This window comes from Paenibacillus sp. FSL W7-1088 (assembly GCF_037969855.1).
Taxonomy (GTDB): Bacteria; Bacillota; Bacilli; order Paenibacillales; family Paenibacillaceae; genus Paenibacillus.
The window spans coordinates 7181534-7203882 of record NZ_CP150216.1; the positions used below are offsets into that span (position 1 = coordinate 7181534).

The following is a 22349-nucleotide window of genomic DNA, read 5'->3' on the forward strand; positions in this document are numbered from 1 at the left end:
CTATCTCCAAAACACTGCGTTATTCGCATACCGTTAATATATAAAAACGCTACTGACAACGTAATGTCAGTAGCGTTTTTGCATTCCAGCATTTTATAATTTCCTCGTAAATCTGATGTCGGACTGACTCAGGCCCCTCTACCTTTACATTTCCTGCTGGATACGAATACGCCGCCCTATTCCCTACTGCAAAGACAATTTTCCATCTTCCATCCGGTATACCTTGTCGCAATATTCAAGCATACGTTCATCATGAGTAACCATAATCGCTGCTTTCTGACGTGAATTCACCTCTTGGGCGATGAGACTGACCACTTCATGGGCACGTTTGGTATCCAAACTTGCTGTCGGCTCATCCGCCAAGATGATGTTGGGATTATTAATTAGAGCACGAGCAATCGCTGTCCGCTGCTTCTCACCACCCGATAGCTCCTCTGGGAAGCTTCTCAACTTCGAGCCCAGACCCAGCTCTTCCAGCAACTTCGTGGCGAAAACCTTATCCTCCCTTTCAACCTTTCCCGACATCCTTTTTATGATGAGCAATTGATCCAGAACATTTAGATAAGGAACCAAATTCGAGGATTGCATAATAAATCCGATTTCTTGTAGCCTTACATTCGCCAGCTCTTTGGCAGTAAGTGTAGAAATATGATGTCCATTTAGCTTAACTTCTCCTTCTGAGGCTTGAAGTAGCGCTCCAGCAATAGACAAAAACGTACTTTTACCAGAACCCGACGGTCCAACTACAGCCACAAATTCACCCGGCTCCACTGAAATGGACACATGATCAAGTGCTGCGATCCGATTGCTTCCTTCGGCATAATACTTTGTGACTTTACTCATTTGCAATCCCTTAGTCATTATTCAACCCTCCCGAGCGCCTTGAGGGGATCAATCTTTGTAATCTTTCGAACAGATATCATCGAACTTAACATAGCGATAATCAGCAAGATAACAGAATACGTGACGACAAGACTGGTTTCCAGCTTGAATGGCATGCCCTTAGGCATAATGGCTGCTGTCCCATAAGTAAGCAAGATTCCAACGACAATACTGGTCAGCGAAAGCACAAACACTTGAGATACAATGGATTTGCTCAAAAATCGGTTACTAGCGCCTATCGCTTTCATAATGCCGAACTGGTTAGTCTTCTGCATCGTCATTACATAAAAGAATACCCCAAGCACGAAGGCGGAGATAGCGAGCAGAAATGCAAGCATCATTAAAATCGTACCATTCTCTTCTTTGTACCCTGGCATTCCTTGAACTGCTGCCGTTCTAGTCACCGTGTCCGTACTTGTTAGCATGTTATTCATTACGTTTGGATCGATATCCTTGCCTTGTAACATAATTGCATTAACGGGCCCTGCAACTCCCTTATCCGAACCCGGGGCCGCAAAGGTGATCTTTCGCCATTCAGCCATCGGAGTAAATACCGACGCTACGTGGTTATATGTCTGATTCTCGACAAATCCGATAATTGTCAATGATTCTGTCGTGCCATCTAATTGAAAAGTATCACCAATGTTATAGCCCTCATCCTTCATGGTCGAATTCACCACGACACCAGTAGGGTTCGCAGAGGATAGACTTTCCCCTTCCACGACAGCAGGTTCCAAGAAGCTCCCTGGGTTGATGCCTATAATCGCAATATCCAACTTCTCCTCATTTTTGATGCTTTGTTCCTTCAACGCCGTTGCCATCGTGCTTCCCATAGGTGTGGCAGCACTCACATTTGGTAGCAGCTCCACTTCCGCCATTAATTGATCCGATAGTAGCGACTTGCTCATTGATGACTGCGACCCTTCTTCAAAAATGACATAATCCGCCTTCATCGTCTTGAATGTTGACGCAGCTAACGTAGATAAACCATTTCCCAAACCGGATAAGATAAATACCAACCAAGCTATTAGTACAAAAATGATGATGATCATTAAAAACCTTGTTTTACTATGCATCAATTCCTTCATAGCTAAAAACATTCCTATTCCCAACTCCTTGCCTTTATTTTTTTGACACTTGTGTCATATTTAAGCGGCTATTACACTTTGCTAGCTACTTCATTAAACAATATAAATGACACTAGTGTCAAATTAAATCCAAGACCGATGTTAGCTCTTGGCTCCTCCGATCCACATTTGAAACAACAGCTTCCCCCAATCAGGTGCAGGGATATTCAGCATATTTGGCGTATCAATCAAGTTAAAAAAAACACTAATAAGTACAGGAAGTGGCATATCTTGTCGCAAGCTTTTATCCTGTTGTGCGCGTTCAAACAATCGTGATAATTGAATTTTAAGAGTCGTATGTGCTTCCTCAATATATTCAAGATCTCTTGCTGCCGCCGAAGAATTAGTAGTATTAATTTTACTGGCATTTCCCAGAAGTTGATGAAGTGTAGATTCTTCTACGTAAACGAGAAGTAACTGTTCGAGAGCGTCCATAGGATCAGTCTCATCAATAGCTAACGCATTTTCTAATACCGTTACCATTACGCGCTTCATACAAGCAGCCACGATCTCTTCTTTATTAGAGTAATATTGATAAATAGTGCTTCGGGCTCCTGACAGATGCTGTGAGAGCAACTTGAGATGAAAACCGTCGTATCCATGCTCAAGCACTAATTTTTTTGTCGTATCAAGTAGCTCTGTCTCCGTAAAAGATTGTTTTCTTCCCATTGAATCTCTTCCTTTTTATCATTTAAGATCTGTTTTATTAGCTATCTTCACCTAATAGTTTGATATTGTAAATTTAAAATGAGTCCTATCTCTGCTCTTATTTATTATCAGTTTAGCATATGTTTATGAGCATTTCCCAAAACAAGTGGCCCAAACATTTTGAAGGGAGCCATCGTTGAACGCCCTCAACCGCAAGTGGACGAAGTGCTCGTTCGCATCGTGTATGCTGCAGTCATTCCACTTGACTATAAAATTCGTAACGGTTGGCTTCAAAATGTTTTTCCTGCGACATTCATGAACTCCATCTAACAACGAAACAACACGGGTGCATAGCGCATAACGTGTTGTTTCTTTATTCCATAGAACCAAGCTAACTTCGATCGTATGGCTGCGTTTCTCCCAAGAAAAAACTTTCCCCTGTGATGGAAACTCGACTTTTCCATAAGTAACAGATAAGCAATTCGCCAGGCGAGCCATGTTGTGTTATAACATGGTTCCCATACTTTATTTATGATACGTTACACAACAAAGAGAACAGCCCCCAGGCTGTTCTCTTTCGAAGTCTGTCTTAAAAGCATGTGAACGAGCTAATCCGATTCAAATCAATACCGAAGTATCCCCAGAAGAAACCGAACCATCTGAACCCTGCAACAGAATTACGCCCGACGAATACCGGGAAGAACCAGAATTGCTCGCCATTGTTCAGCCAAATGTATGTGTTGCGGAACATGCAGCGTCTGATCCCGCCAGGGTCGATAGCATATGTGGCGGTCTGCATTTGTGGTATGAACTGCGGTGGAGGAGCCGTCGGCGGTTGAACGCCTCCGGGTGCACCCCCTGGAAAACTCGGCCCTCCCGGTCCGACTGGTCCACCTGGAAACCCTCCACCAGGCCCCGGCATTGGAAAAAATCCCATATGTGATCGCTCCTTTCAATGAGTAGGCATAATCATCATATGCATTCGCGGAAAGGGCGACTGGGCAAATGTAAAAAAAAACGCCAAACACGTCCATAAACTGCTGGCGAGCAGCTAGATAGTCCATTTCGGCTTGCTCAGCCAAGTTAAAATCTACTGCATGTAAACATAAAAAACACATCCTAAATTGGGATATAGCTTTCACCTGGAAAGCTTATTTACCCAATAGGATGTGTTTTCCTGTTTTAATATAAGGTTTGAATCAGTTCTACATTATGAAGCTTTTGCTGCAACAGCTTTTTGAATTAAAGCTTTGGCATCGTTAGCAGAAAGACCTTGTTTAGGTTGAAGCAGGTTCTTCTCTGCTGCACTAAGAATACCTTTGTCAATCAGTTTTGCCATCGATTTTACCGCATAGGTAGAAACGGTTTTGCCATCTTCAAAGCCTGCAATGATTGTAGCCGCATTTTTATCAGAGGATTGGTCTTTTACCAATTTAGCAAGAATGGTAGCCGCTTCTTCACGTGTGATATCACGATCAGGATTAAAGTTACCACCGTAGCCTTGAATGAATCCAGCATGAGTCGCTTCAGCAATTGCATCTGCATATGCAGCGTTAGCAGCAACATCCTTGAATGCAGGTGCTGTCGCTACTTCGTTCAGTTTCAACAGGTCTACAAGAGCACTTACAAATTCAGCACGGGAAATGAATTCTGTGCTTACAGGTGTTTCTGTTTCCTCTGTAGATGCAGCTAGATTCGTGATACGTCCTTCCGTTTTAGCCACAATGTCAGCGCCTTTAAACGTATCTACAATGTACTGGTAGAATACATCCAGATCGATAGGACCAGCCAAGGATGATTTAGCATCTACTAGCACTTTATAGTTATCTCCACCTGCAGCCATAAAGTTGTTAACTACAGCCGTATATGTTTTTGCAGGATCAACAGGTGTGCCATCTTCAAGAGTGAGACCAGTAACACGTTCTGCCACTGGCTTATTGAAATCGGCAGTATATTTCAAGCCAGAGATCTGTAGAGTTTTGGTGTTTGGTGTACCGTCAGCGTTGGTCCCCCATTGTTGCTGCAACAAGGTTTTAATTTGTTCGCCAGTCAGCTCCAGTTTCACTAGAGTGTTACCAAACGGTTGGATTTTAGCAAGATCAGCAAAGGTCACATCGCCTTTTGGCAGATCCGCACGAATACCACCTGGATTCATAAATGCAAAGTCAGCAGCGCTTGCCTTATCTCCAAAATCTGCATGACGCATTGAATCTGCAATGAGGTTGCCAAGAGCGGCTTCGTTATTATAAGCATCTGTACGGGTAACAGAACCATCCGTTGTACCTACTGGCTTCGTCAGCTCAGGATGCTTGTCTAATGATTTTTTAATAATAGCTAAAGATTCAGGGTCTTCTTTTACACCCTCTTGGAAAGTCGTTGTAACGCTAGCTGATTTCTCAGTTACATCCCCAGTAGCAGGGTCAATCATCAATTTAATATCTTCAAATGCCGTACCATAAGAATACGCTTGAACGATCAATTTTCCATTCACTTCACCGTTAGCTAAAGCATGGTTGTCACCTGCGACGATAACGTCAACAGGGGAATCTGCTGGCAAAGCTTTTGCCAAATCAGCCGCTTCTCCAGTGGTTACGCCTTCTTTGGTTGTTGCTGGATCATGCGCCAAAACGATGATCGTTTCTACACCTTGATCTTGCAACTCTTTTGCATATTTATTAACGGCTTCAACTTCTTCTTCTGCACTTAGGAAACGCACGCCAGCTGTCCCAGATGGGGATACTTTGGCAGGTGTGGATTTCGTCACTAACCCGATGAATCCAATTTTGACTCCGCCCACTTCTTTAATAACATAGGGTTTAATCAATGTTTTGCCAGTGGCAGTTTCAATGACGTTTGCATTGACGTAATCAAATTTAGCACCCGCATGAGTTACTTTGCCTTCTTTTGGATCAAGACCACCGAAGATTTGTGCCTTCAAAGCAGCGATACCTTGGTCGAATTCATGATTGCCCAGAGATGCTACATCGAAGCCCATCATATTCATCCATTCCATGGTAGGCTCGTCCCGATCGAGAGATGAGACTGGAGCAGATGCACCCACAGAGTCTCCATTATGGAAGAGAAGGGAATGTTCATATTTTGCTTGTGCTTCTTTTAAGTAGGTTGCTAGAATTGGAGCCGTTCCTGCCTTTTTATCACTAACGATCGATGTGGTATCTAACTGACCGTGGAAGTCATTGATACCAATTAAGTGTACTTCTACATCGTTGCCTGCGGCAGAGACAGAACCTGCTGCGCCCAATAGTTGGGTGAGTAATAGTGCAGCAGTTGCCACACGAATTGTGCTTTGGCCCAAAACTTTTTTCCAATACATGAATTAACAAAACCCCTCTCCAATTTTCGATCCTGAAATATTTTACCATAGTTCAATTCATAAAAATCATAAAAAATATAAAATGGATGTAAAAAATTTAGAAGATTGATAGAGGAGATGCAAACCTGTATCTCGAGCTGCACCAAAATTAGTGTTGGCTTCATTTTATTGACGCGAATGCTAGGTTTAATCTAGTTCAGGAGACAAGAGGTTATGACACAATGGACATGAGTGATAGATTCAGAATTTCATATAGAAAAATATGGATTTTATATTTTTTGTTGCTATAATGGAAAATAAAGTATGTATTCTCGCCTGATGATGCGACTCCTCTACTAAAGAACACTTAGCTTCCATCTCCTAAAAAGCACACATTCCATTACATAATATGTATCAAAAATTTTCACACTTTCTTTAAAAGGAGGTGACCGTTGGGAGCATTTTAGATCTTCGTTCCCGTCTTCCACCAATTGGGGCTAGCGTTAAACCATTATAAAGAACATAGGAGCGTGTCCAATGAACAGACAACTTTTCCCCAGATCTTTTCGAATTCTTATGGCTTGCTTGTTGATTCTTGCATTTGCCGTACCAGCAACTGCTTCTGCTGGCTATATTGGAGATAAGCTCACGATCGGCCAAAGTATGGCCAAGGGTGACTATCTCACCTCCCAAGATGGCAGGTTCTCAGCCATTTGGCAGAATGACGGGAATTTCGTTATCTATCAGAATGGTTCTTCTCTTTGGAGTAGCGGTACCAGTAACAGTGGGGCTCTTTCGTTCAAATTTGAACCACAATACGGGAAACCTGTCATCTATAAATATGGCATGAAATATCAAGATGTTTACCAATATGGTTATCGTTATGGTTTCAACCCGGCTACAGGTAAATTCGAATATTACACTGGTTGGGGATGGGATAAAGTTTTGATGATTGATACTTCTGTACAGATAGCTGCTTGGTCTCCCAATACCACCTCATGGATTCCAGGTCATCACGGGAGCAGCTTACCGGCTAACACAACAGGTGATACACTGGTCATGCAAAGTGATGGGAATTTAGTTCTCTATAACACAACCCTGACCAATGACTATTATCCTAACAGTTGGATTCCTGTTTGGGCTTCCAATACGGGCGGGCGCTAAATTTAGATCGAGAGCCGCATGATGTGCGGCTCTTTTTTTGTTTCCCCAAGGAAGTTGATAGATTACTTACATGTAGCGAGGGATATTTACATACAAGGAACTTTAACGAGTATTTTTCGTATTAAATAGACTAATTAACATATACAGGATGTGATAGTTTGACAGGAATTATAGGTGTTTTAGTCTTAATAATAGGATTAATTATGGCGATTTGGCCTTACTTTGCTTGGTATTTACGACTGGGATGGAACTTTAAAGATGCGGAGCCAAGTGACTTAGCATTAAATGCTGGACGGATTTCAGGTATTGTCTTAGTGATTGTCGGTTTTATACTAATCGTTTCAAGTTGCTCCACAGGAAGCGGAGCGGACAGCAAATGGGCAGAACAATTTAAAGAAAAACTTGATACAGGGCAAGTAAAAGAAATCAGTATCGGCATGATTAATCCCACCATATTAAGCGAGGAAGAAAAAAATACGGTTATCCAAATGATACAAGATGCAGAACTTAGACCTTTTGATGCAGGTGATGTTGTTGGATCGAACAATGCTGGGAAAATTACATTTACAGATGAAACGAGCCTAGACATCGTTATTTTCGGACCATCTGGAGGAATCGAATTGCATTCGAAGGCTCCCGAGATGGAGTATAAGATAATGAGTGAAGAGTTAAAAAATTGGTTTCAAACAAATTATAGTGATTAGTATTGTCATTGATACTAAAGAACGCTGCTCAACTGGATGCAGGCAGTTATTACGATAAACGTAGTTAGAAAGGAAACCCCATGAATAGTTCCTTGAAGCAACTAATGAAATCATTATTAGCACCAGTGTTTCCCGGTGGAATCATAACCATTCTGATATTTTATCTTGATTACTTTCAATTCGAACTTGTTGAGAAATTTCTACTGTTTGCGGCTTTCGTCATTGTACCTCTTGTGATTTTACTTTTGAACCATGACGAAAAGAATAAACATCAACGAATGATATATGCTGCTATGAAATGGCTTCAATTTCCCGCTGCGCTTTTTACCCTGGCCTCGGTAATGAGTAGTAAGATGTGGGGGTTAGAAAGTACGGCAATCCCAGGGATTCTGTCCCTTGGATGGCTACTGTTCACCCTACTGCTTGGCATCTATGGCTTGACCACGATTGTGATCTCTAAAGGAAAAGCAGCGGAAGTAGCGATTGGAGCGGGGCTCGTTTATTTTTTTGTCGGGGGCATTTGGTTTACCTTATATCAATATCAAGTAAACCTCTTCCAGGCTAATCCTGCAACGCATGCGTTAAGCTCGCTCCACTTCCATTTCTCATCTGCTATCGTTCCAATTTTTATTGGTGCACTGGGGCGCATCATGACGAAGAAAAGCTGGTATCCCTGGGTTGTTGCCATCGATATCATCGGACCCATCTTGATTGCTATTGGTATGATTTTCTCCAAGCCGATAGAGTACATTGGTGTTAGTTTATTCGCCTGCAATATTGTGGTATACACCGCTTATCTCCTTGCTTACTTGAGGAAAAATGCTTTGGATATTAAGGCAGCCTTCTTCTTAGGCCTTTCTTGCCTAGCCTTTTACACGGTTGTTGTTATTTCCATCTTCTATCCGTTACTGAAAAATATGTACTCCTTAACCATACTCGATTTTATTCCCATCTATGGATCTCTGCATGCGTTTGGTTTTGTCTTATGCGGACTGATTGGTTGGGTGTTCATGCTAGACTTCATTAAGGAAAAGGCTAACCAATCGGGGCTCTAGCGGATTTCCTTCACGAGGTGATAGATTAGCTAGATCATACTCAGGTTGATTTTGAATCGCCAAAAGCCTACGGAATGAATCCCGTAGGCTTTTGATTATATAAAAATTCAAGGAGGAAATGTAGAATTAGCTTAATGCTTTTACTAAAGCTTCTCCAAATTCTTTAGCGCCATCCGGACCATCGCCAGTGATAATATCTTCATGAGCAACAACATGTTTTTCAACATATGTTACTTTATTCGCTTTTAATTGGTCTTTTTGTACATCTACTGGATAGCAAGTAGCCTCTCTTCCGGTAAGTAAACCGGTTTTAGCTACAGTAACCGCACCTGCACAAATTCCTGTTACCAGAACTTTATCAGTATACGCTTGTTTCAAGTAATCTTGTAATTCTTGATTCCCCCATAGATGATCGTTCGTACCAGATCCACCAATCACTGATACAACATCATAATCAGAAGCAATAACGTCAGAGAAAATGACCTCAGCAGTTGCTTTGCCTTCATAATCCCCTATGATTTCACCTGTTTTTGTACTTGCAATGGTCACATCAATTCCGTTGCTTTCCAATTCGGCTTTTGGTTGAGATAATTCATCCTCATTGAAACGTTCTGGTGGTATAATAAAGAGTGCTTTTTTACTCATTTGTAGTTCCTCCTAATTAGTGAAAAAGATTGTCGGTCAGACGACTATTTTAGTCTACTGCTTGTTTTCTTCACTGTGAAGTATGCACTTTTGTGTAAGAAGGTTACCTACAGGTTACAATTGATACGAGTAGGGAGGTAAGAGCTTATGCCAGATACGTTTAGAGATGAAGTTAAAGAAAAGATCATAAATGGTGATTATAATTGTGAAAAAGAACTTACCTTATCCATTCTAAGTGGTAAATGGAAAATTGTTATTTTATGGCATTTAGGTGTAGAAGGACCGTATCGATTCAGTGATCTCCAAAGGCTTTTTCCAAAAATATCTCATAAAATATTAACGAATCAATTAAGAGAACTGATGGAAGATGGAATAGTTCATCGCGAGGTTTATCCAGAAGTTCCACCCAAAGTGGAATATTCCATGACTGAATTGGGGATGACTTTACTTCCTATCGTTGAAATGATGTATGAATGGGGAAAAAATCGGATAGCAGAAATCATAAAAGAAATGGATATACCGGAATCAAACAAATAATCCCTTACTCTTCGACAGCTTCTTGAATACACTCTGAGACCTTTTGCTTCGTTACCCTTGCTTTATGAGCAATCGTTCCTTCCTTTACAGGATCTCGGGCGCTACTTTTCAAATCAATTTGGCTACTTGTCCAATAGTGAATATATTCTTTTATATTAGAACAGCAATCGAAATTTCATCCGAAAATTACTAATGAACTCTAGCAGTGAACTTAAGGTGATATCTTCTATACTACTAACACTTCATTCACCTCTATATTAAACTAAAATTCACTTATGCTTAAGACCTTAAGTCTAATAGTGATCATGTCAATATAGTACTAATTAAAGGGCATACTAATAAGGAAAGGATGTGGTTCATCGTGACTACAATGAAGGCGGTAGGATTAACTCGTTACCTTCCAATTGACAATCCCCAAAGCCTGGTGGACATAGTTGTTGAAAAACCAAAAGCAACAGGTCGTGACATTTTGGTCAAAGTTACAGCTATATCGATCAATCCTGTTGATACAAAGGTACGAGCGCCTAAGGAAAAAGTTGAGGAAGTTCCTAAAATTCTAGGTTGGGATGTGGCAGGAGTCGTCGAAGAGACAGGGCCAGACTGTTCATTGTTTCGTCCGGGAGATGAAGTTTTTTATGCTGGCAGTATTGCACGACAAGGCGGAAACAGTGAATACCATCTGGTCGATGAACGAATCGTTGGGCGCAAACCTGTTTCCTTAAGTTTTGTGGAAGCCGCAGCTCTTCCCCTAACCTCCATTACAGCCTGGGAAGCATTATTTACCCGAATGTCTATTTCCCAAGATCCGGGTTTCAACAAAGGAAAGGCTCTGCTGATTATTGGTGCAGCCGGGGGTGTAGGTTCCATTGCCACTCAGCTTTCAAAACAAGCGGGGCTTACTGTAATCGGGACTGCTTCCCGATCGGAGACGGTTAGCTGGGTTAAATCAATGGGCGCGGACTATACCATTAATCACCATGAGCCACTCCTTCCACAACTTCAATCAATTGGATTTACAAGCGTTCCGTATATTTTTTGCCTGAATGCTTTGGAAAAACACTGGACTGGTATTAGTGAAGCTATTTCTCCGCAAGGGGTTGTATGCGCAATTGATGATCCGACCTCTCCGCTGGACCTCACATTGCTTAAGCAAAAAAGCGTCACCTTCGTGTGGGAGTTTATGTTTACTCGCGCTGTTTACGAAACAGATGATATGATTGAGCAGCATTTATTGCTTAATCGTATTGCTGATGCTGTGGATAACCAAAAATTAAAGACAACACTGGCCCAGGTCCTTGGACCCATCTCAGCAGAGAATCTCCGGCAAGCCCACAAATTTTTGGAGAGCAATAGGACGATTGGTAAAATTGTACTGGAAGGTTTTATTTAAAAACCTGGTTGCATCTTTCGGGTTTTTGATTAACCAATCGGCTTAAATGAAGTAGTTTAGCCAGGTTCGTGGTATAATGGTGTTTACCTGATTAACATTCATCATTCTGCCGAGATGGCGATGATTAAGGAGATTGAACTTTGACGAACAACCATGATATTGGAGCAATTAACGAACTACCGGAAAACTTTGAAGAGCTCAAACGAGCGGCTAATCGGTCGGCAAGCTGGAGAGACCGACTGAATGCAGTGAACGAATTGGGAAACTGGGATACAGCCCCTACCATACAGTTACTACATTATGTTTTGAAAAATGATCAAGTGTTTCAAGTGCGCGAAGCCGCATATCTTAAGCTTAAGCAGATGGATGAAGATGTACAAATGCCTGCCAAAAACAAAGGCGATTTGTTTAAAGGTCTTAACAAAATTTTGCTGCGGATTAAAAAAAGCCTTCCCGAAGGTCACACATTTGAGCAATTTAAGGAAAAACTGCAAAAGACACGTCTGGATATCTATGATACTTACGAGGGCGACAAAGATGCTGAGTTCGACTCCTGGCTCCATGGAATTTGGGAGACACTAGGTAGAAGATAGCCGCCGTTACCGTATAATAGCTGAGTACAAAGCCACTCCAAAAAATGGAGTGGCTTCTTTATTTCTTATTATTTTGATTTCCACCAGAAAAAAGTTAGAGCGTATGGATTAATTCCAAACTTCTTCTGCAATTTCCTTTACATAACGAAGTTTACGCCATTGTTGTTCTTCCGTTAAAATATTGCCTTCTTCTGTAGACGAAAAACCACATTGTGGGCTCAAACAAAGTTGCTCAAGTGATACATAGGTTGCCGCCTCTGCAATCCGAGCCTTAATTTGTTCTTTATCCTCTAACTCGCCTGATTTCGATGTGAGTAAACCAAGTACGATTTTCAAATCTTTTCGATTCACATATTGTAATGGCTCGAAACCACCTGAGCGCTCATCATCAAACTCTAAGAATAATCCATCTACGTTTAAGCCTCCAAAAATAACTTCAGAAGCGTACTCGTAACCACCCGTTGAGAAATAGTTCGATTTATAGTTACCACGACAAATATGCATCGTCACAACTAAATCTGCCGGTTTATGAGCCAAGGATTCATTAATCATTCGCTGCATCGTTTTCAACTCTTCCGCCGGTTCCAGACCTTTAGCACGCAGCTTATCGTGACCAGCTTCTGAGAATAGATCTGCCCAAGCGGTATCATCCAATTGCAGGTATCGACATCCCGCATCATAGAAGGCTTGAATGGCTTTTTGATACGCCGCAATCGTATCCTGAAGGAATTGCTCCCGATCCGTATAGGTATTGGCACCATTTTCCAACCGATATAGAAGCATGTTGGGACTTGGAATGGTCTGTTTCACCACTGCGTCACCTGCATGCTTTTTCAAAAACACAAAATCCTCAACAAAGGGATGACTCGAGAAATCAACTTTACCAACAACACGAATCCCACCCTTGCGAGTTTGCATGTTATGGAATTTTGGTCCATCTATTTGCTCATATAACTCTACGCCATCCAAGCCATCCAGAAAATCAAAATGCCACCAGCTTCTGCGGAATTCACCATCGGTAACGGCCAATACGCCATTTTCCTTTTGCTTTTCAATAATTCGAATAATCTCTTTATCTTCCACAGCTCTTAATTCCTCATATGTGATATTGCCTGATTTATATTGTTCACGTGCCTGACTTAAATTTGCAGGACGTAGAAAGCTACCTACATGATCATTACGAAATGGTATCATAACTATTTCTCCTTCTAGCTTTTTGGTTCACTGAGTATAGCATGATTGGAATGATAGCATGTTATATGAAAAATGCATGACTGGTCATAGCTTTTAACAATAGCTAAAAGACCCCAAAAGCAAAAAACACAACCTCATAGGGTAGTGGATGTGGTTTACCTTATATCAGTATCAATTTAGCCTAACATTCACCTTCCTATCTCTCCCATTATATTTATTTTCTAGTATAATAACTGGATACAACAAACATTTTAAAATAGAAGGAGAGTTGTTATGGAATATCATGTATCCATACATGGGAATGATCAAGGAAAAGGAACAGCGGATCAACCCCTTCGTACCATATCACGCGCTGCGGCTCATGCCATGGCTGGTGATACAGTTATTGTTCGTGCGGGAATATACAGGGAATGGGTTAACCCGGCTAATGGAGGAACAGCGGAGCATAGAATCGTCTATCGATCCGCAGGAGACGGCGAAGTCGTCATTACAGGAGCTGAACGGGTTACCAACTGGAAGTCTGAAGGAGACGATGTTTGGCGTACAGAAGTACTCAATTCCATCTTTTCTGTTCGCAATCCCTTTGAAGTTGAACTCAGTGGAGACTGGTTGTTTGACGGGCCCTTCCCGATTCATCTCGGCGATGTCTATTTGGATGGCAAATCATTGTATGAATGCGATAGCATTGAAAGCGTTAACAACCCTGGAATTTGGTCCGAAGCCAAGTATCCCAAAGATTCATTGTTAAAATGGTATGCCGAGGTTGGTTCTACAACAACCAAAATCTGGGCCAACTTTGGTGGAAAAGACCCTCGTACGGAAAATGTAGAAATTAATGTACGTCCTTATTGCTTCTGGCCTGAGAAACCGGGAATTAACTACATCACCGTAAGCGGTTTTACTCTTCGTCAAGCCTCCCCCCAATGGGCGCCACCTACAGACTACCAGGAAGGATTGATTGGACCTCACTGGAGCAAGGGCTGGATTATTGAAAACAATATCATCAGTGAATCCAAATGCGTTGGTATTAGCCTGGGTACCGAAATCGGCACAGGGCACACCAAGTCTTTGGAGAAGCATAGTAAAGGCGGCACTCAACGCGAGCAGGAGGTTATTTTACGAGCATTACGCTCCGGCTGGCATAAAGATCGCGTCGGCAGTCACATTGTTCGAGGTAATGTGATTCATGATTGCGAACAGGCAGGTATTGTGGGTCATATGGGAGCAGCCTTCAGCCACATTTATCAGAACCGTATTTATAATATTCACCACAAACGACTCAGACATGGTGCCGAAGTAGCCGGAATTAAACTGCATGCTTCACTGGATACTCAAATTAGCGAAAATATAATGTATAGCTGTTACCGTGCGCTTTGGCTGGACTGGCAGGCACAGGGCACTCGCATCAGCCGTAATGTATTTTTTGACAACCTTTCGGAAGATCTCTTCGTTGAGGTTTGCCATGGTCCGTATATGGTCGATCACAATCTATTTCTCTCTCCGATGAATTTCAGAAATATGGCTCAGGGCGGGGCATTTGCTCATAATTTGTTTGCAGGCCGATTTGTAGTCCGTTCTGAAATTACTCGTATTACGCCATATCACTTCCCTCACGAGACGGCCATGGCCGGATACTCCAATATCACTGGGGGCGATGACAGGTACTACAACAATATATTTATTGGTGACAATGATCCTAATAAGGAACCTGTGCCCATCACCTTTTTTGAGCATCTTCCACTTAAACCAAGGGATGAAGTTGGAGAGGACGGGAAGACGGTCATGGACGGGGTTCCGGACAATTCCATATGCTATCTGCATGCTGTGGGACTTGGCGGCTACGATCAACATCCAGATGTGAAAGATAAGAAATGGTGGGAATACACCAAAGAGGAGCTTATGGAGCTTGGCGATGCCGCGAAGGATCTCTTTATAGGCAATGCCGTTCTTCCGGTGGCTATGGGTGGCAATGTATTTCTTAACGATGCGGTTCCAAGTCGTCACGAATCCCAAGCGAAGATAGTTGCACAGAAGGGCGTAAAAATTGAGATGAATCCTGCACTAGGCAAAGTGCACATTCAGATCCATGATCCCGAATTGCTTCGGGGAACCTCTGCAATGTTAGTTACCACGGATCTGCTTGGAAAGACTTATCATGCCAACATGAAGTTTGAGGAGCCGGACAGCAGCCCATATCATTTTGACTCCGACTTTTTCGGAACAAAGAGACCCGATGCAGTTGTCACACCTGGTCCCTTTGAATTAACCGAAAAGGGTACGATTGATTTTGAAATTTAATTTATGATTGAGGATCCAGTCATTCTAAATGATTGGATCTTTATCCTGACTCATATCAATCAATGATTCCAACACTTAAAGACGAACTCCCCAGTGACAAAGAAGAAACCAAAACCTTCGGCCATTTCAACCCCAGTTCATTTTGACAAATAAAGTGAGAGAGTGCTAGATTCTAATTATATTCATTCTTTAAATGGGGTGGGCCTATGAGAAAAAAACTACAAATTTACATATCGTCTACTTACTACGATCTTATTGAGGAAAGACATACCGCTGTTGAAGCCGTACTTCAAGCTGGTCATATCCCTGCGGGAATCGAGCAATTTTTCAAGGAAAGTCCAATGAAAATTAGGAAGAGATGGATCGACGAGTCCGATGTATATGTCCTGATTCTCGGAGGGTTCTATGGTTTAACACTTCCTGAAGATGAATCCAAGAGCTATACCCATTGGGAGTATGAGTATGCCGGAGAAGCGGGCAAACCTAGATTTGCTTTTGTTGTCACAGATGAAGCATTAAGACAAAAGCCATACGACTTCGCAGCAATTGAATACTATCAGAAGTTTCAAGAATTTAAGCAATCCGTCATGGAACAAATCCCTATCTATTATGTTGAAGATGTACGGCACATTAAAATGGTACTTCATGATCAATTGCCGGAGTATGCAGCAAGAGAGGATTTGTATGGCTGGCTTTCTGGCAAGAATGTCCCGGACGTCCAAAAGCTGTTGGAAGAGAATGCAAGATTAAAGGCGGAGTTGGAGAAAATGAAATGAAAGTTGGTCTAAAGGCGACAGCTCCCAGCTATCGTCTTTTTCAATTTTTTTAAATAATCGAAGCTCCTGGTAATCCTCACCTATCATTTGAGGTCGCACTTTGTTCTTTACCCCATAGCGAAGATTCTTTCTTTTCCATAGCCAGAATGCTATGCCCAGGTGACCTCTTACGTGTTCACTTTTCATTGAACTACCGCACACGTTAGCTTAACGCAAGTCGTAACGGTATCTTGTCGTTAAATCCCTCGTCCGCCATTCATAACCGTTCTATACATTTTTTCTGCTTCAATTGGGCTTTCTTTTGCCGTCATATGGTGCGGAATAACACGGTACACTTGAACCGGTCCGCCGAACACGGCCGACCTATACTTGTCCACATGCTGCTTCGACAAGGGGCGGTTATAATAGCCAGGTACGTATTTATTGATCATTTCCTGAAGTACATGGGTGGCTTCATCCAAATCAGTGATTGGCTCTGCTTGCCCAAATACCATTACGCTCATATAAGCCGTATCCGTTTTGGCAGGTACCGGGTCAGTGATGGTCCCATATTCCTCACATACCGTAAAACATACCTCTGGATTTTCACTCATGACATGATTACGCCTTCCATCTCCAGCCCCGTGAAAATAGAGCTTCTCCTCAGCCCACACATAATTAAGCGGTACAACATAGGGCAGGGTCCCATCAACCAACCCAAGATACCCAATTCTCGCCTGATGAAGGAAACATTCAATTTTCTCTTTATCCCGGCATTCCCTGATCTTGTAACGAACCGAATTCATTTCTAAACCTCTCCTTTCACTCATAACACACTCATCCCACTCTAAACCCCGATACTCTTCTAGAGTGCAGCTACGACTAGATTGCAAATATCAGGGTTATTACGGTAGTATATCAGTGAATGGATTGCATTAAAACATCCAAAGATATAGGTTATAAGCAATCCATAATGAGCATTTATAATTGGAACTTCTATCTGGAGGTGTATACGATGATGAAAGTGAATCGTAATGACAAGAGACCAATCTGGCAGCAATTGCTTGATCAAGCGATTCATAATATTATGAGCGGGATCTGGGCGCCAGGGGAATTGCTGATTCCTTCCCGCGAACTTGCTCATATGGTAGGTGTCTCTCGCTCAACAATACAGATCGTCTATGAGGAATTGCTAAGTCGAGGCTATACGGTTACATCTCGCCGAGGAGGGACGCGGGTTAGTAAATGGCAACAAGTCACTGAATCAACAAAGGAAATAATAGCAGATGGCCCCATTCCCCCCTCACTTCCTTTGTTGAACTCGGCTGTCGATCAATTACACGACTGGTTCGAAGGCCAAGAACATCCTGACGTGGATATTGATTTTAGTCCCCATGAACCCTATGTAGACGGACAATTTCAAAAGAACTGGCGACAATCGCTTCTGCACGCATCCGCTGCAATGGATTTATCCAACTGGTCTTACGGTAATCCCTGTGGTTTCACACCATTACGTGAGCAGATTCAGCGTTATTTATCACTTGAACGAGGCATCCATATCCAAACCAATCAGATTCTGTTGACCTCAGGAGCTCAGCATAGCATTGACTTAATCGCACAATCGCTTTTAGCTGACGGAGACACTGTCTCTGTAGAAGATCCCGGTTTTCCAGCTGCCTGGATGGCGATGAAATACCGGCGTATGAATGTGGTGCCCGTTCCCGTGGATAAGTATGGTCTAGTGGTTGAGCATATTCACCCGCAATCCAAACTGATCTTTACAACCCCTTCACACCAGTGCGCGGTCGGAGTCGTTATGTCGGAGCCGCGTAGGCAACAATTGTTACATAAGGCTGCTCAAGAACAATTCTGGATTATTGAGGACGATTATGATAGTGAATTTCGATATCGCGGCGAACCACTTCCAACGCTGTTTAGCCAGGCACCTAATAATACCTTGTACCTCATGAGTTTTTCTAAAATGATTGCTCCAGGCATTCGTATTTCGGCTATCGTTGGCTCTGTGGAGGCCATTGCTCAACTAGCCAGGGTACAGGAGCTGATTTACCGCCATCTTCCGATTATGGACCAGTTGACTCTAACCCACTTCATCCAGAATGGGCATTTTATGCGCCATATGAGAAGAGTCAGAAATGTGTACCGACGAAGACATGAAGCCATGACAAAAGCTATAGTGGCAAGTGGTTTGGGAGAGCGTTTCACACTAAGTGGGGTAGAAACGGGATTGCATATGCTCCTTGAAGCTGAAGAGTCATACGACGAAGACACTGTAACTAAGTTAGCTCTTCAAAAGGAAATACGTGTATACCCTCTTCGACCTTATTGTTTGGAAAGCAAACGAAAAGGATGGGTGTTGGGGTTTGCAAAAGTAGATGAAGCATCGATTGAGCAGGGGGTTCATCGTCTTGCGGAGTTGATCCTATAGGGTCATCATGTGGGAATTGAGGAGAAAGCAAAAGAGACAAATGGTTGCAACCATATCCGTTGTCAAGAATTTCGCCTTCAATGGGGAGATTATCGCTAAGCATGTAAACCATAGGCAAACAATGATATAAAAAACAAGTTTGTCCGGTACCTTCTTTTTCTGGGTATCATCCCCCCCTCAATCGATTGAGGGGGGGTGTGTCAACAGTTCGGTTCAGTCTAACGGGTCTATCGGCGAATCATTAGCCGAAGCGCTTAACCGCCAATCCTTTATACCCGGTTCCAGGGCTGTGATCCTGCCTGCCTTTGCGGGTTTTTGAGGGCAGGCAGCAGGATGCCGTCGATTAGCGCTGTGAAGAATTGCTTCTTCAACATTCTCCAAGCTTTTCGCAACAAAATTGGCTTCAGGTCAAAAGTGATCAATTAATCACAATTCTGCAACCCTTTATTTCCTCTGCAGTGCTTTTATCGTTGAGGCGATTCCCTCCTGGAAAGGGGTTGCAATGACCGGACCGATGAGTCGTTCGTACTTGTCTCGACTTAGAGTCAACGGTTCTTCGGTCAAGTAAAGCATCTCCACGACTTCCTTCATGACGGGCAAGCCGATTCCGAGCAGGGACAAGCCCAGCTTCTTCAACGGAATGACCGGTTTGACGCTGCCACTCGCCGATTGCGCGATCTTCACGATTTCTCTTCCAGCGATCGACCCGGCCCCCGGTATATTCCAATTTTGCTCGTAGGCGAAGTCTTTGCCGGCCAACTCGACAATCATTGCCGCTGCGTCCGGCAGATAGATGAACTCGCGAGGAGTATGCATATTGCCGATGTGGAACGCCATCTTGCCGGCCGCGATTGCTTCCAGAGTCGAGCCCAAATAAGAAGCTTCGTTGGCCGTAGGTCCGTAATAATCGGGCAGACGGGCGATCAGAACCTTGGCCCGGTTCCACCGCTTGCTGAATAACATCCGTTCATATTCCAAGCGAACTTTGCCTTTTCGAGTATGCGGTTGCTTGGGATGCTCCTCGGTCACCGGGTTAGCCTGTCTCCTGCCGTAAGGGTAAATACCGTCAATCGCGACGACTCGGACAGCCATGCGCTCAGCCGCCTCCATCACCGACACGCCCAGCGGAATCAACTTGCTCGCCATCTCATGGTAAGGAACATTCGCGCAATGGAACCATACGTCCGCGCCGCCTGCTTGAGAAGCAATATCCTCGGGTCGCATCGCGTCCCCTACGACAAGCGTCAGATGCCCAGGGTTGCCTAGCCGAGCTGCGAACTGTTCTAATTTCTGACGTGAGCGCCCGAATGCAATCGTATCGACCCCTCTTCTTACCAGCTCTTCCGTAATCGCGGCTCCCGTTCCGCCCGTTGCTCCAATCACCATTGCCTTTGTCATCGTCATTTCATCACTGCTCCTTTATATCATTGGTTATTGACTAATTATTGATTGATTACTAACTGGATTAAAGCACTGCCCGCTCTCTTTATCTATCCTTCAGTTCCGGCAAGTGGATAGCCTCGGCAATGTTGCACAGCATCCCTCGAGCTAGGAACAGCATCGTACTCTCTTCGGGATTCGAGATCTCCGCTTGGCGGAATGCTTCAAGCACCATTCGGTGCACCTCCCGGAACCCATAACGCATGGCATCTTGAATCGGGACTTCTTGAATCGTCTGCGCCTGCATCTGCAGGCGCATTTCATTACGGTGGCTCTCCGAGATTTTCTCGTAGGTTTCAATGAATTCGGCTTGCAGCCGCTCCGAAGTCGCGGACTCGATTACTTGGCGGAAGGACTTGATGATTCGCAGCCAAGATACCTCAAGCGCTGACAGCAGCAGCTGTTCCTTCGTGGCGAAGAAACGGAACACGTAAGGCTGCGAGATTTGTGCCCTCTGCGCGACTTGTGCCGTAGTGGCTCTGTAGTAACCGGTCTCGGCAAACACTTCAATCGCCGCAGAGATGATGTCGATTCGGCGGTTGATGGATATCTTCGCGTCTTTGGTCATGACATGAAGCTCCTTTGCGAATAACGAAAGTCTTTAGTTATAGATCGGGTAGATTGCCTGACTTGGTTCCTACCCGGTATGGCGTCGTAATGCCTTCGTAATTCAGCATCATGCTCATGCCCATCGAGGCATGCTTGAGGTTGTGGCAATGGATCATCCAGAGGCCCGGATTGTCTGCTTCCAGGTACAGCTCGTAGGTCTCGCCTTCCTTCGTCAGAAGCGTATCGAGATAAACCGGGCTGCCTTGCAAGGCAGAGCCGTTCTTACTCAAGACTCGGAACACGTGCCCGTGCAGGTGGAAGGGATGGTCTCCTCCGCCTTCGTTGGTTACGGTAATGAGAACATGGTCTCCCTTCTTCACGGTCATCGGAGGAATCTCATGGAAGGACTTCCCGTTAATTGACTTGGTGAAAAGAGTTTGGCCGAGCTTAAGCTCATAGTGCCGATCGGGTTTGATTTGCAAGACGGGGTCGTTAGGCAATGGGGTGCCGTAATGGACGAACGAGAACAGCTGCCCCCCTTCCTTATGCTGCGGCTGGCTTCCGCTGCCTATCGTAACCGGCAAGCCTTTAGCCGAAGGGCTGCTGACGACGACTTTGCCCGACTCCGGAACTTGGATAAGCAGATCATAACGCTGGCCCGCTCCTATCGGAACTATCTTCCCTTCCAGTAGTCCGGGTTCATGCAAATCGTGGCCATCCATCGCCATGACCCGGAAGGGTGCCCCGTCGACGCCGAATTCCATCGTTTCATTGCCCGAATTGATCAGCCTTAGCCTGACCTGTTCGCCCGGTTTGCCCGGGATCGACAGTCCGATCACGCTTCCGTTCACCAGCATGGAAGAGCCTAGCTGTTGATAGAGAGCCGTTGCCTCAGATGTTGAAGGATCGGATTCGGAACCTTTCTTGGGCTCGACGATGAGCGCACCTAGCAGTCCCTTGCTCACCTGAATCGAGCTCATCTGGTGGGAATGGTACCAGTACGTACCTGGAGTCGTCGCGATAAACGAATACGTGAACTGTTCCCCCGGCGGCACGGCGTCTTGCGTTACTCCCGAAATGCCGTCTTGCGAGCACGGGACCGCAAGTCCGTGCCAATGAATCGTCACGCCGTCCTCGATGTCCTTGTTATGCAGAGTAACAACTATCCGATCGCCCTCCGTGACGCGGAGTTCCGGCCCCGGGGATATGCCGTTGAAGGTCCAAGCTTCGACGGTCTTGCCGTTGTCCAGCTTCAATGTCGTCTTGGCGGCCGTCAGATCGAACTTGCGGATCGGAGCCGATGACTCCGGGATTGTGATAGAAGCACAAGATACCCCGCCTTCTTCGGAAGAAGAAGACTCCCTGCCCTCCATATGCTCCATGCCCGTCATATCGGCCATGCTTGTCATACTGGCCATGCCAGCCGCCATCTGATGGTGAGCCATGTTGATCTCTTCTGGCTTCTGAAGCCTCATTTGCCAGAAATAAGTGCTTAGCGCCGCTCCGAGCAGAAGCACCAAAGTCAAAGGAAGTCCGATATAAATCAGGCGTTTGCCGATTTTTCTTTTATTCTTCAAGAGTTCTTCCACCTCACACGATGATTGATTAG

At 44.1% G+C, this 22349-nt stretch carries 21 protein-coding genes and 1 pseudogene; 10 read left to right on the forward strand and 12 right to left on the reverse strand.

The window, feature by feature from the left end; genetic code table 11:
- Window positions 1–183: 183 nt before the first annotated feature.
- From MKY42_RS32280 to MKY42_RS32290, 3 genes are all read right to left on the reverse strand, one after another.
- Window positions 184–861: an ABC transporter ATP-binding protein gene (locus MKY42_RS32280; protein WP_090902761.1), complete on the reverse strand. Its 678-nt coding sequence runs from the start codon at window positions 859–861 to the stop codon at window positions 184–186.
- Window positions 861–1982 carry an FtsX-like permease family protein gene (locus MKY42_RS32285; protein ID WP_090902759.1) on the reverse strand — a complete coding sequence of 374 codons (1122 nt, stop codon included), beginning with the start codon at window positions 1980–1982 and terminating at the stop codon, window positions 861–863. The genes MKY42_RS32280 and MKY42_RS32285 overlap by 1 nt, the downstream gene beginning before the upstream one ends.
- 129 nt (window positions 1983–2111) lie before the next feature.
- A complete protein-coding gene (locus MKY42_RS32290) occupies window positions 2112–2678 on the reverse strand; it encodes a TetR/AcrR family transcriptional regulator (protein WP_090902757.1) in 567 nt (188 codons plus the stop codon).
- Between the two features lie 159 nt (window positions 2679–2837).
- On the opposite strand from MKY42_RS32290, the gene MKY42_RS32295 reads away from it, so the two are divergent.
- Window positions 2838–2987, forward strand: coding sequence for a hypothetical protein (locus MKY42_RS32295; RefSeq protein ID WP_177185811.1), 150 nt, complete (start codon window positions 2838–2840; stop codon window positions 2985–2987).
- Between the two features lie 259 nt (window positions 2988–3246).
- On the opposite strand, the gene MKY42_RS32300 is transcribed toward MKY42_RS32295, so the two are convergent.
- Together MKY42_RS32300 and MKY42_RS32305 are read right to left on the reverse strand one after the other, a co-directional pair.
- Window positions 3247–3594, reverse strand: coding sequence for a transporter (locus MKY42_RS32300; protein WP_090902755.1), 348 nt, complete (start codon window positions 3592–3594; stop codon window positions 3247–3249).
- Between the two features lie 273 nt (window positions 3595–3867).
- Complete coding sequence (locus MKY42_RS32305; protein WP_179262325.1) at window positions 3868–5991, reverse strand: 5'-nucleotidase C-terminal domain-containing protein; 2124 nt, start codon at window positions 5989–5991, stop codon at window positions 3868–3870.
- A gap of 516 nt (window positions 5992–6507) precedes the next feature.
- Here MKY42_RS32305 and MKY42_RS32310 point away from each other — a divergent pair.
- From MKY42_RS32310 to MKY42_RS32320, 3 genes are all read left to right on the forward strand, one after another.
- Window positions 6508–7134 (forward strand): hypothetical protein, encoded by a 627-nt coding sequence (locus tag MKY42_RS32310; RefSeq protein ID WP_090902751.1) that lies wholly within the window; start codon window positions 6508–6510, stop codon window positions 7132–7134.
- Between the two features lie 158 nt (window positions 7135–7292).
- Complete coding sequence (locus tag MKY42_RS32315; protein ID WP_339847728.1) at window positions 7293–7838, forward strand: DUF6199 family natural product biosynthesis protein; 546 nt, start codon at window positions 7293–7295, stop codon at window positions 7836–7838.
- Between the two features lie 80 nt (window positions 7839–7918).
- Window positions 7919–8893: a YndJ family transporter gene (locus MKY42_RS32320; RefSeq protein WP_339847730.1), complete on the forward strand. Its 975-nt coding sequence runs from the start codon at window positions 7919–7921 to the stop codon at window positions 8891–8893.
- 126 nt (window positions 8894–9019) lie between these two features.
- Here MKY42_RS32320 and MKY42_RS32325 read toward each other — a convergent pair whose 3' ends face one another.
- Complete coding sequence (locus tag MKY42_RS32325; RefSeq protein ID WP_090902745.1) at window positions 9020–9538, reverse strand: DJ-1/PfpI family protein; 519 nt, start codon at window positions 9536–9538, stop codon at window positions 9020–9022.
- A 147-nt stretch (window positions 9539–9685) separates the two neighbouring features.
- Between MKY42_RS32325 and MKY42_RS32330 the strand changes: the two genes are divergently transcribed.
- Window positions 9686–10075 carry a helix-turn-helix domain-containing protein gene (locus tag MKY42_RS32330; RefSeq protein WP_090902743.1) on the forward strand — a complete coding sequence of 130 codons (390 nt, stop codon included), beginning with the start codon at window positions 9686–9688 and terminating at the stop codon, window positions 10073–10075.
- A gap of 25 nt (window positions 10076–10100) precedes the next feature.
- On the opposite strand, the pseudogene MKY42_RS32335 reads toward MKY42_RS32330, so the two are convergent.
- Window positions 10101–10305 (reverse strand): annotated as a pseudogene (locus MKY42_RS32335) (LytTR family transcriptional regulator); the annotation flags it as partial.
- A 140-nt stretch (window positions 10306–10445) separates the two neighbouring features.
- On the opposite strand from MKY42_RS32335, the gene MKY42_RS32340 reads away from it, so the two are divergent.
- Both MKY42_RS32340 and MKY42_RS32345 read left to right on the forward strand, forming a co-directional pair.
- Window positions 10446–11465 carry a zinc-binding alcohol dehydrogenase family protein gene (locus MKY42_RS32340; RefSeq protein ID WP_256222288.1) on the forward strand — a complete coding sequence of 340 codons (1020 nt, stop codon included), beginning with the start codon at window positions 10446–10448 and terminating at the stop codon, window positions 11463–11465.
- A gap of 140 nt (window positions 11466–11605) precedes the next feature.
- Complete coding sequence (locus MKY42_RS32345; RefSeq protein ID WP_090902740.1) at window positions 11606–12058, forward strand: HEAT repeat domain-containing protein; 453 nt, start codon at window positions 11606–11608, stop codon at window positions 12056–12058.
- A 108-nt stretch (window positions 12059–12166) separates the two neighbouring features.
- Here the strand turns inward: MKY42_RS32345 and MKY42_RS32350 are convergent, their stop codons facing one another.
- On the reverse strand, window positions 12167–13252 hold the full coding sequence (locus MKY42_RS32350; RefSeq protein WP_090902739.1) for a 5-methyltetrahydropteroyltriglutamate--homocysteine S-methyltransferase: 1086 nt from the start codon (window positions 13250–13252) through the stop codon (window positions 12167–12169).
- 273 nt (window positions 13253–13525) lie between these two features.
- Between MKY42_RS32350 and MKY42_RS32355 the strand changes: the two genes are divergently transcribed.
- Complete coding sequence (locus MKY42_RS32355; RefSeq protein WP_339847735.1) at window positions 13526–15550, forward strand: right-handed parallel beta-helix repeat-containing protein; 2025 nt, start codon at window positions 13526–13528, stop codon at window positions 15548–15550.
- Between the two features lie 206 nt (window positions 15551–15756).
- Window positions 15757–16326 (forward strand): DUF4062 domain-containing protein, encoded by a 570-nt coding sequence (locus tag MKY42_RS32360; protein ID WP_339847737.1) that lies wholly within the window; start codon window positions 15757–15759, stop codon window positions 16324–16326.
- 236 nt (window positions 16327–16562) lie between these two features.
- Here the strand turns inward: MKY42_RS32360 and MKY42_RS32365 are convergent, their stop codons facing one another.
- Entirely contained in the window at window positions 16563–17111 is a 549-nt protein-coding gene (locus tag MKY42_RS32365) for a pyridoxamine 5'-phosphate oxidase family protein (RefSeq protein WP_339847740.1), read from the reverse strand.
- 209 nt (window positions 17112–17320) lie between these two features.
- Here MKY42_RS32365 and MKY42_RS32370 point away from each other — a divergent pair, with 209 nt between their 5' ends.
- Window positions 17321–18751 (forward strand): PLP-dependent aminotransferase family protein, encoded by a 1431-nt coding sequence (locus tag MKY42_RS32370; protein ID WP_339847743.1) that lies wholly within the window; start codon window positions 17321–17323, stop codon window positions 18749–18751.
- A 444-nt stretch (window positions 18752–19195) separates the two neighbouring features.
- Here MKY42_RS32370 and MKY42_RS32375 read toward each other — a convergent pair whose 3' ends face one another.
- The 3 genes from MKY42_RS32375 to MKY42_RS32385 all read right to left on the reverse strand — a co-directional run bounded on the left by MKY42_RS32375 (window position 19196) and on the right by MKY42_RS32385 (window position 22317).
- Window positions 19196–20149 (reverse strand): NAD(P)H-binding protein, encoded by a 954-nt coding sequence (locus MKY42_RS32375; protein WP_177185837.1) that lies wholly within the window; start codon window positions 20147–20149, stop codon window positions 19196–19198.
- An 88-nt stretch (window positions 20150–20237) separates the two neighbouring features.
- A complete protein-coding gene (locus MKY42_RS32380; protein WP_339847745.1) occupies window positions 20238–20759 on the reverse strand; it encodes a helix-turn-helix domain-containing protein in 522 nt (173 codons plus the stop codon).
- A 37-nt stretch (window positions 20760–20796) separates the two neighbouring features.
- Window positions 20797–22317: a multicopper oxidase family protein gene (locus MKY42_RS32385; RefSeq protein WP_257031750.1), complete on the reverse strand. Its 1521-nt coding sequence runs from the start codon at window positions 22315–22317 to the stop codon at window positions 20797–20799.
- Window positions 22318–22349 lie beyond the last annotated feature (32 nt).

Bases quoted from the DNA above. Each gene is read 5' to 3' on its own strand.
- MKY42_RS32290 (WP_090902757.1), bottom strand. From the start codon at position 2,678: ATGGGAAGAAAACAATCTTTTACGGAGACAGAGCTACTTGATACGACA.
- MKY42_RS32330 (WP_090902743.1), top strand. From the start codon at position 9,686: ATGCCAGATACGTTTAGAGATGAAGTTAAAGAAAAGATCATAAATGGT.
- MKY42_RS32325 (WP_090902745.1), bottom strand. From the start codon at position 9,538: ATGAGTAAAAAAGCACTCTTTATTATACCACCAGAACGTTTCAATGAG.
- MKY42_RS32320 (WP_339847730.1), top strand. From the start codon at position 7,919: ATGAATAGTTCCTTGAAGCAACTAATGAAATCATTATTAGCACCAGTG.
- MKY42_RS32380 (WP_339847745.1), bottom strand. From the start codon at position 20,759: ATGACCAAAGACGCGAAGATATCCATCAACCGCCGAATCGACATCATC.
- MKY42_RS32365 (WP_339847740.1), bottom strand. From the start codon at position 17,111: ATGAATTCGGTTCGTTACAAGATCAGGGAATGCCGGGATAAAGAGAAA.
- MKY42_RS32355 (WP_339847735.1), top strand. From the start codon at position 13,526: ATGGAATATCATGTATCCATACATGGGAATGATCAAGGAAAAGGAACA.
- MKY42_RS32360 (WP_339847737.1), top strand. From the start codon at position 15,757: ATGAGAAAAAAACTACAAATTTACATATCGTCTACTTACTACGATCTT.
- MKY42_RS32370 (WP_339847743.1), top strand. From the start codon at position 17,321: ATGATGAAAGTGAATCGTAATGACAAGAGACCAATCTGGCAGCAATTG.
- MKY42_RS32305 (WP_179262325.1), bottom strand. From the start codon at position 5,991: ATGTATTGGAAAAAAGTTTTGGGCCAAAGCACAATTCGTGTGGCAACT.
- MKY42_RS32310 (WP_090902751.1), top strand. From the start codon at position 6,508: ATGAACAGACAACTTTTCCCCAGATCTTTTCGAATTCTTATGGCTTGC.
- MKY42_RS32300 (WP_090902755.1), bottom strand. From the start codon at position 3,594: ATGGGATTTTTTCCAATGCCGGGGCCTGGTGGAGGGTTTCCAGGTGGA.
- MKY42_RS32375 (WP_177185837.1), bottom strand. From the start codon at position 20,149: ATGACAAAGGCAATGGTGATTGGAGCAACGGGCGGAACGGGAGCCGCG.
- MKY42_RS32340 (WP_256222288.1), top strand. From the start codon at position 10,446: ATGAAGGCGGTAGGATTAACTCGTTACCTTCCAATTGACAATCCCCAA.
- MKY42_RS32350 (WP_090902739.1), bottom strand. From the start codon at position 13,252: ATGATACCATTTCGTAATGATCATGTAGGTAGCTTTCTACGTCCTGCA.
- MKY42_RS32280 (WP_090902761.1), bottom strand. From the start codon at position 861: ATGACTAAGGGATTGCAAATGAGTAAAGTCACAAAGTATTATGCCGAA.
- MKY42_RS32285 (WP_090902759.1), bottom strand. From the start codon at position 1,982: ATGTTTTTAGCTATGAAGGAATTGATGCATAGTAAAACAAGGTTTTTA.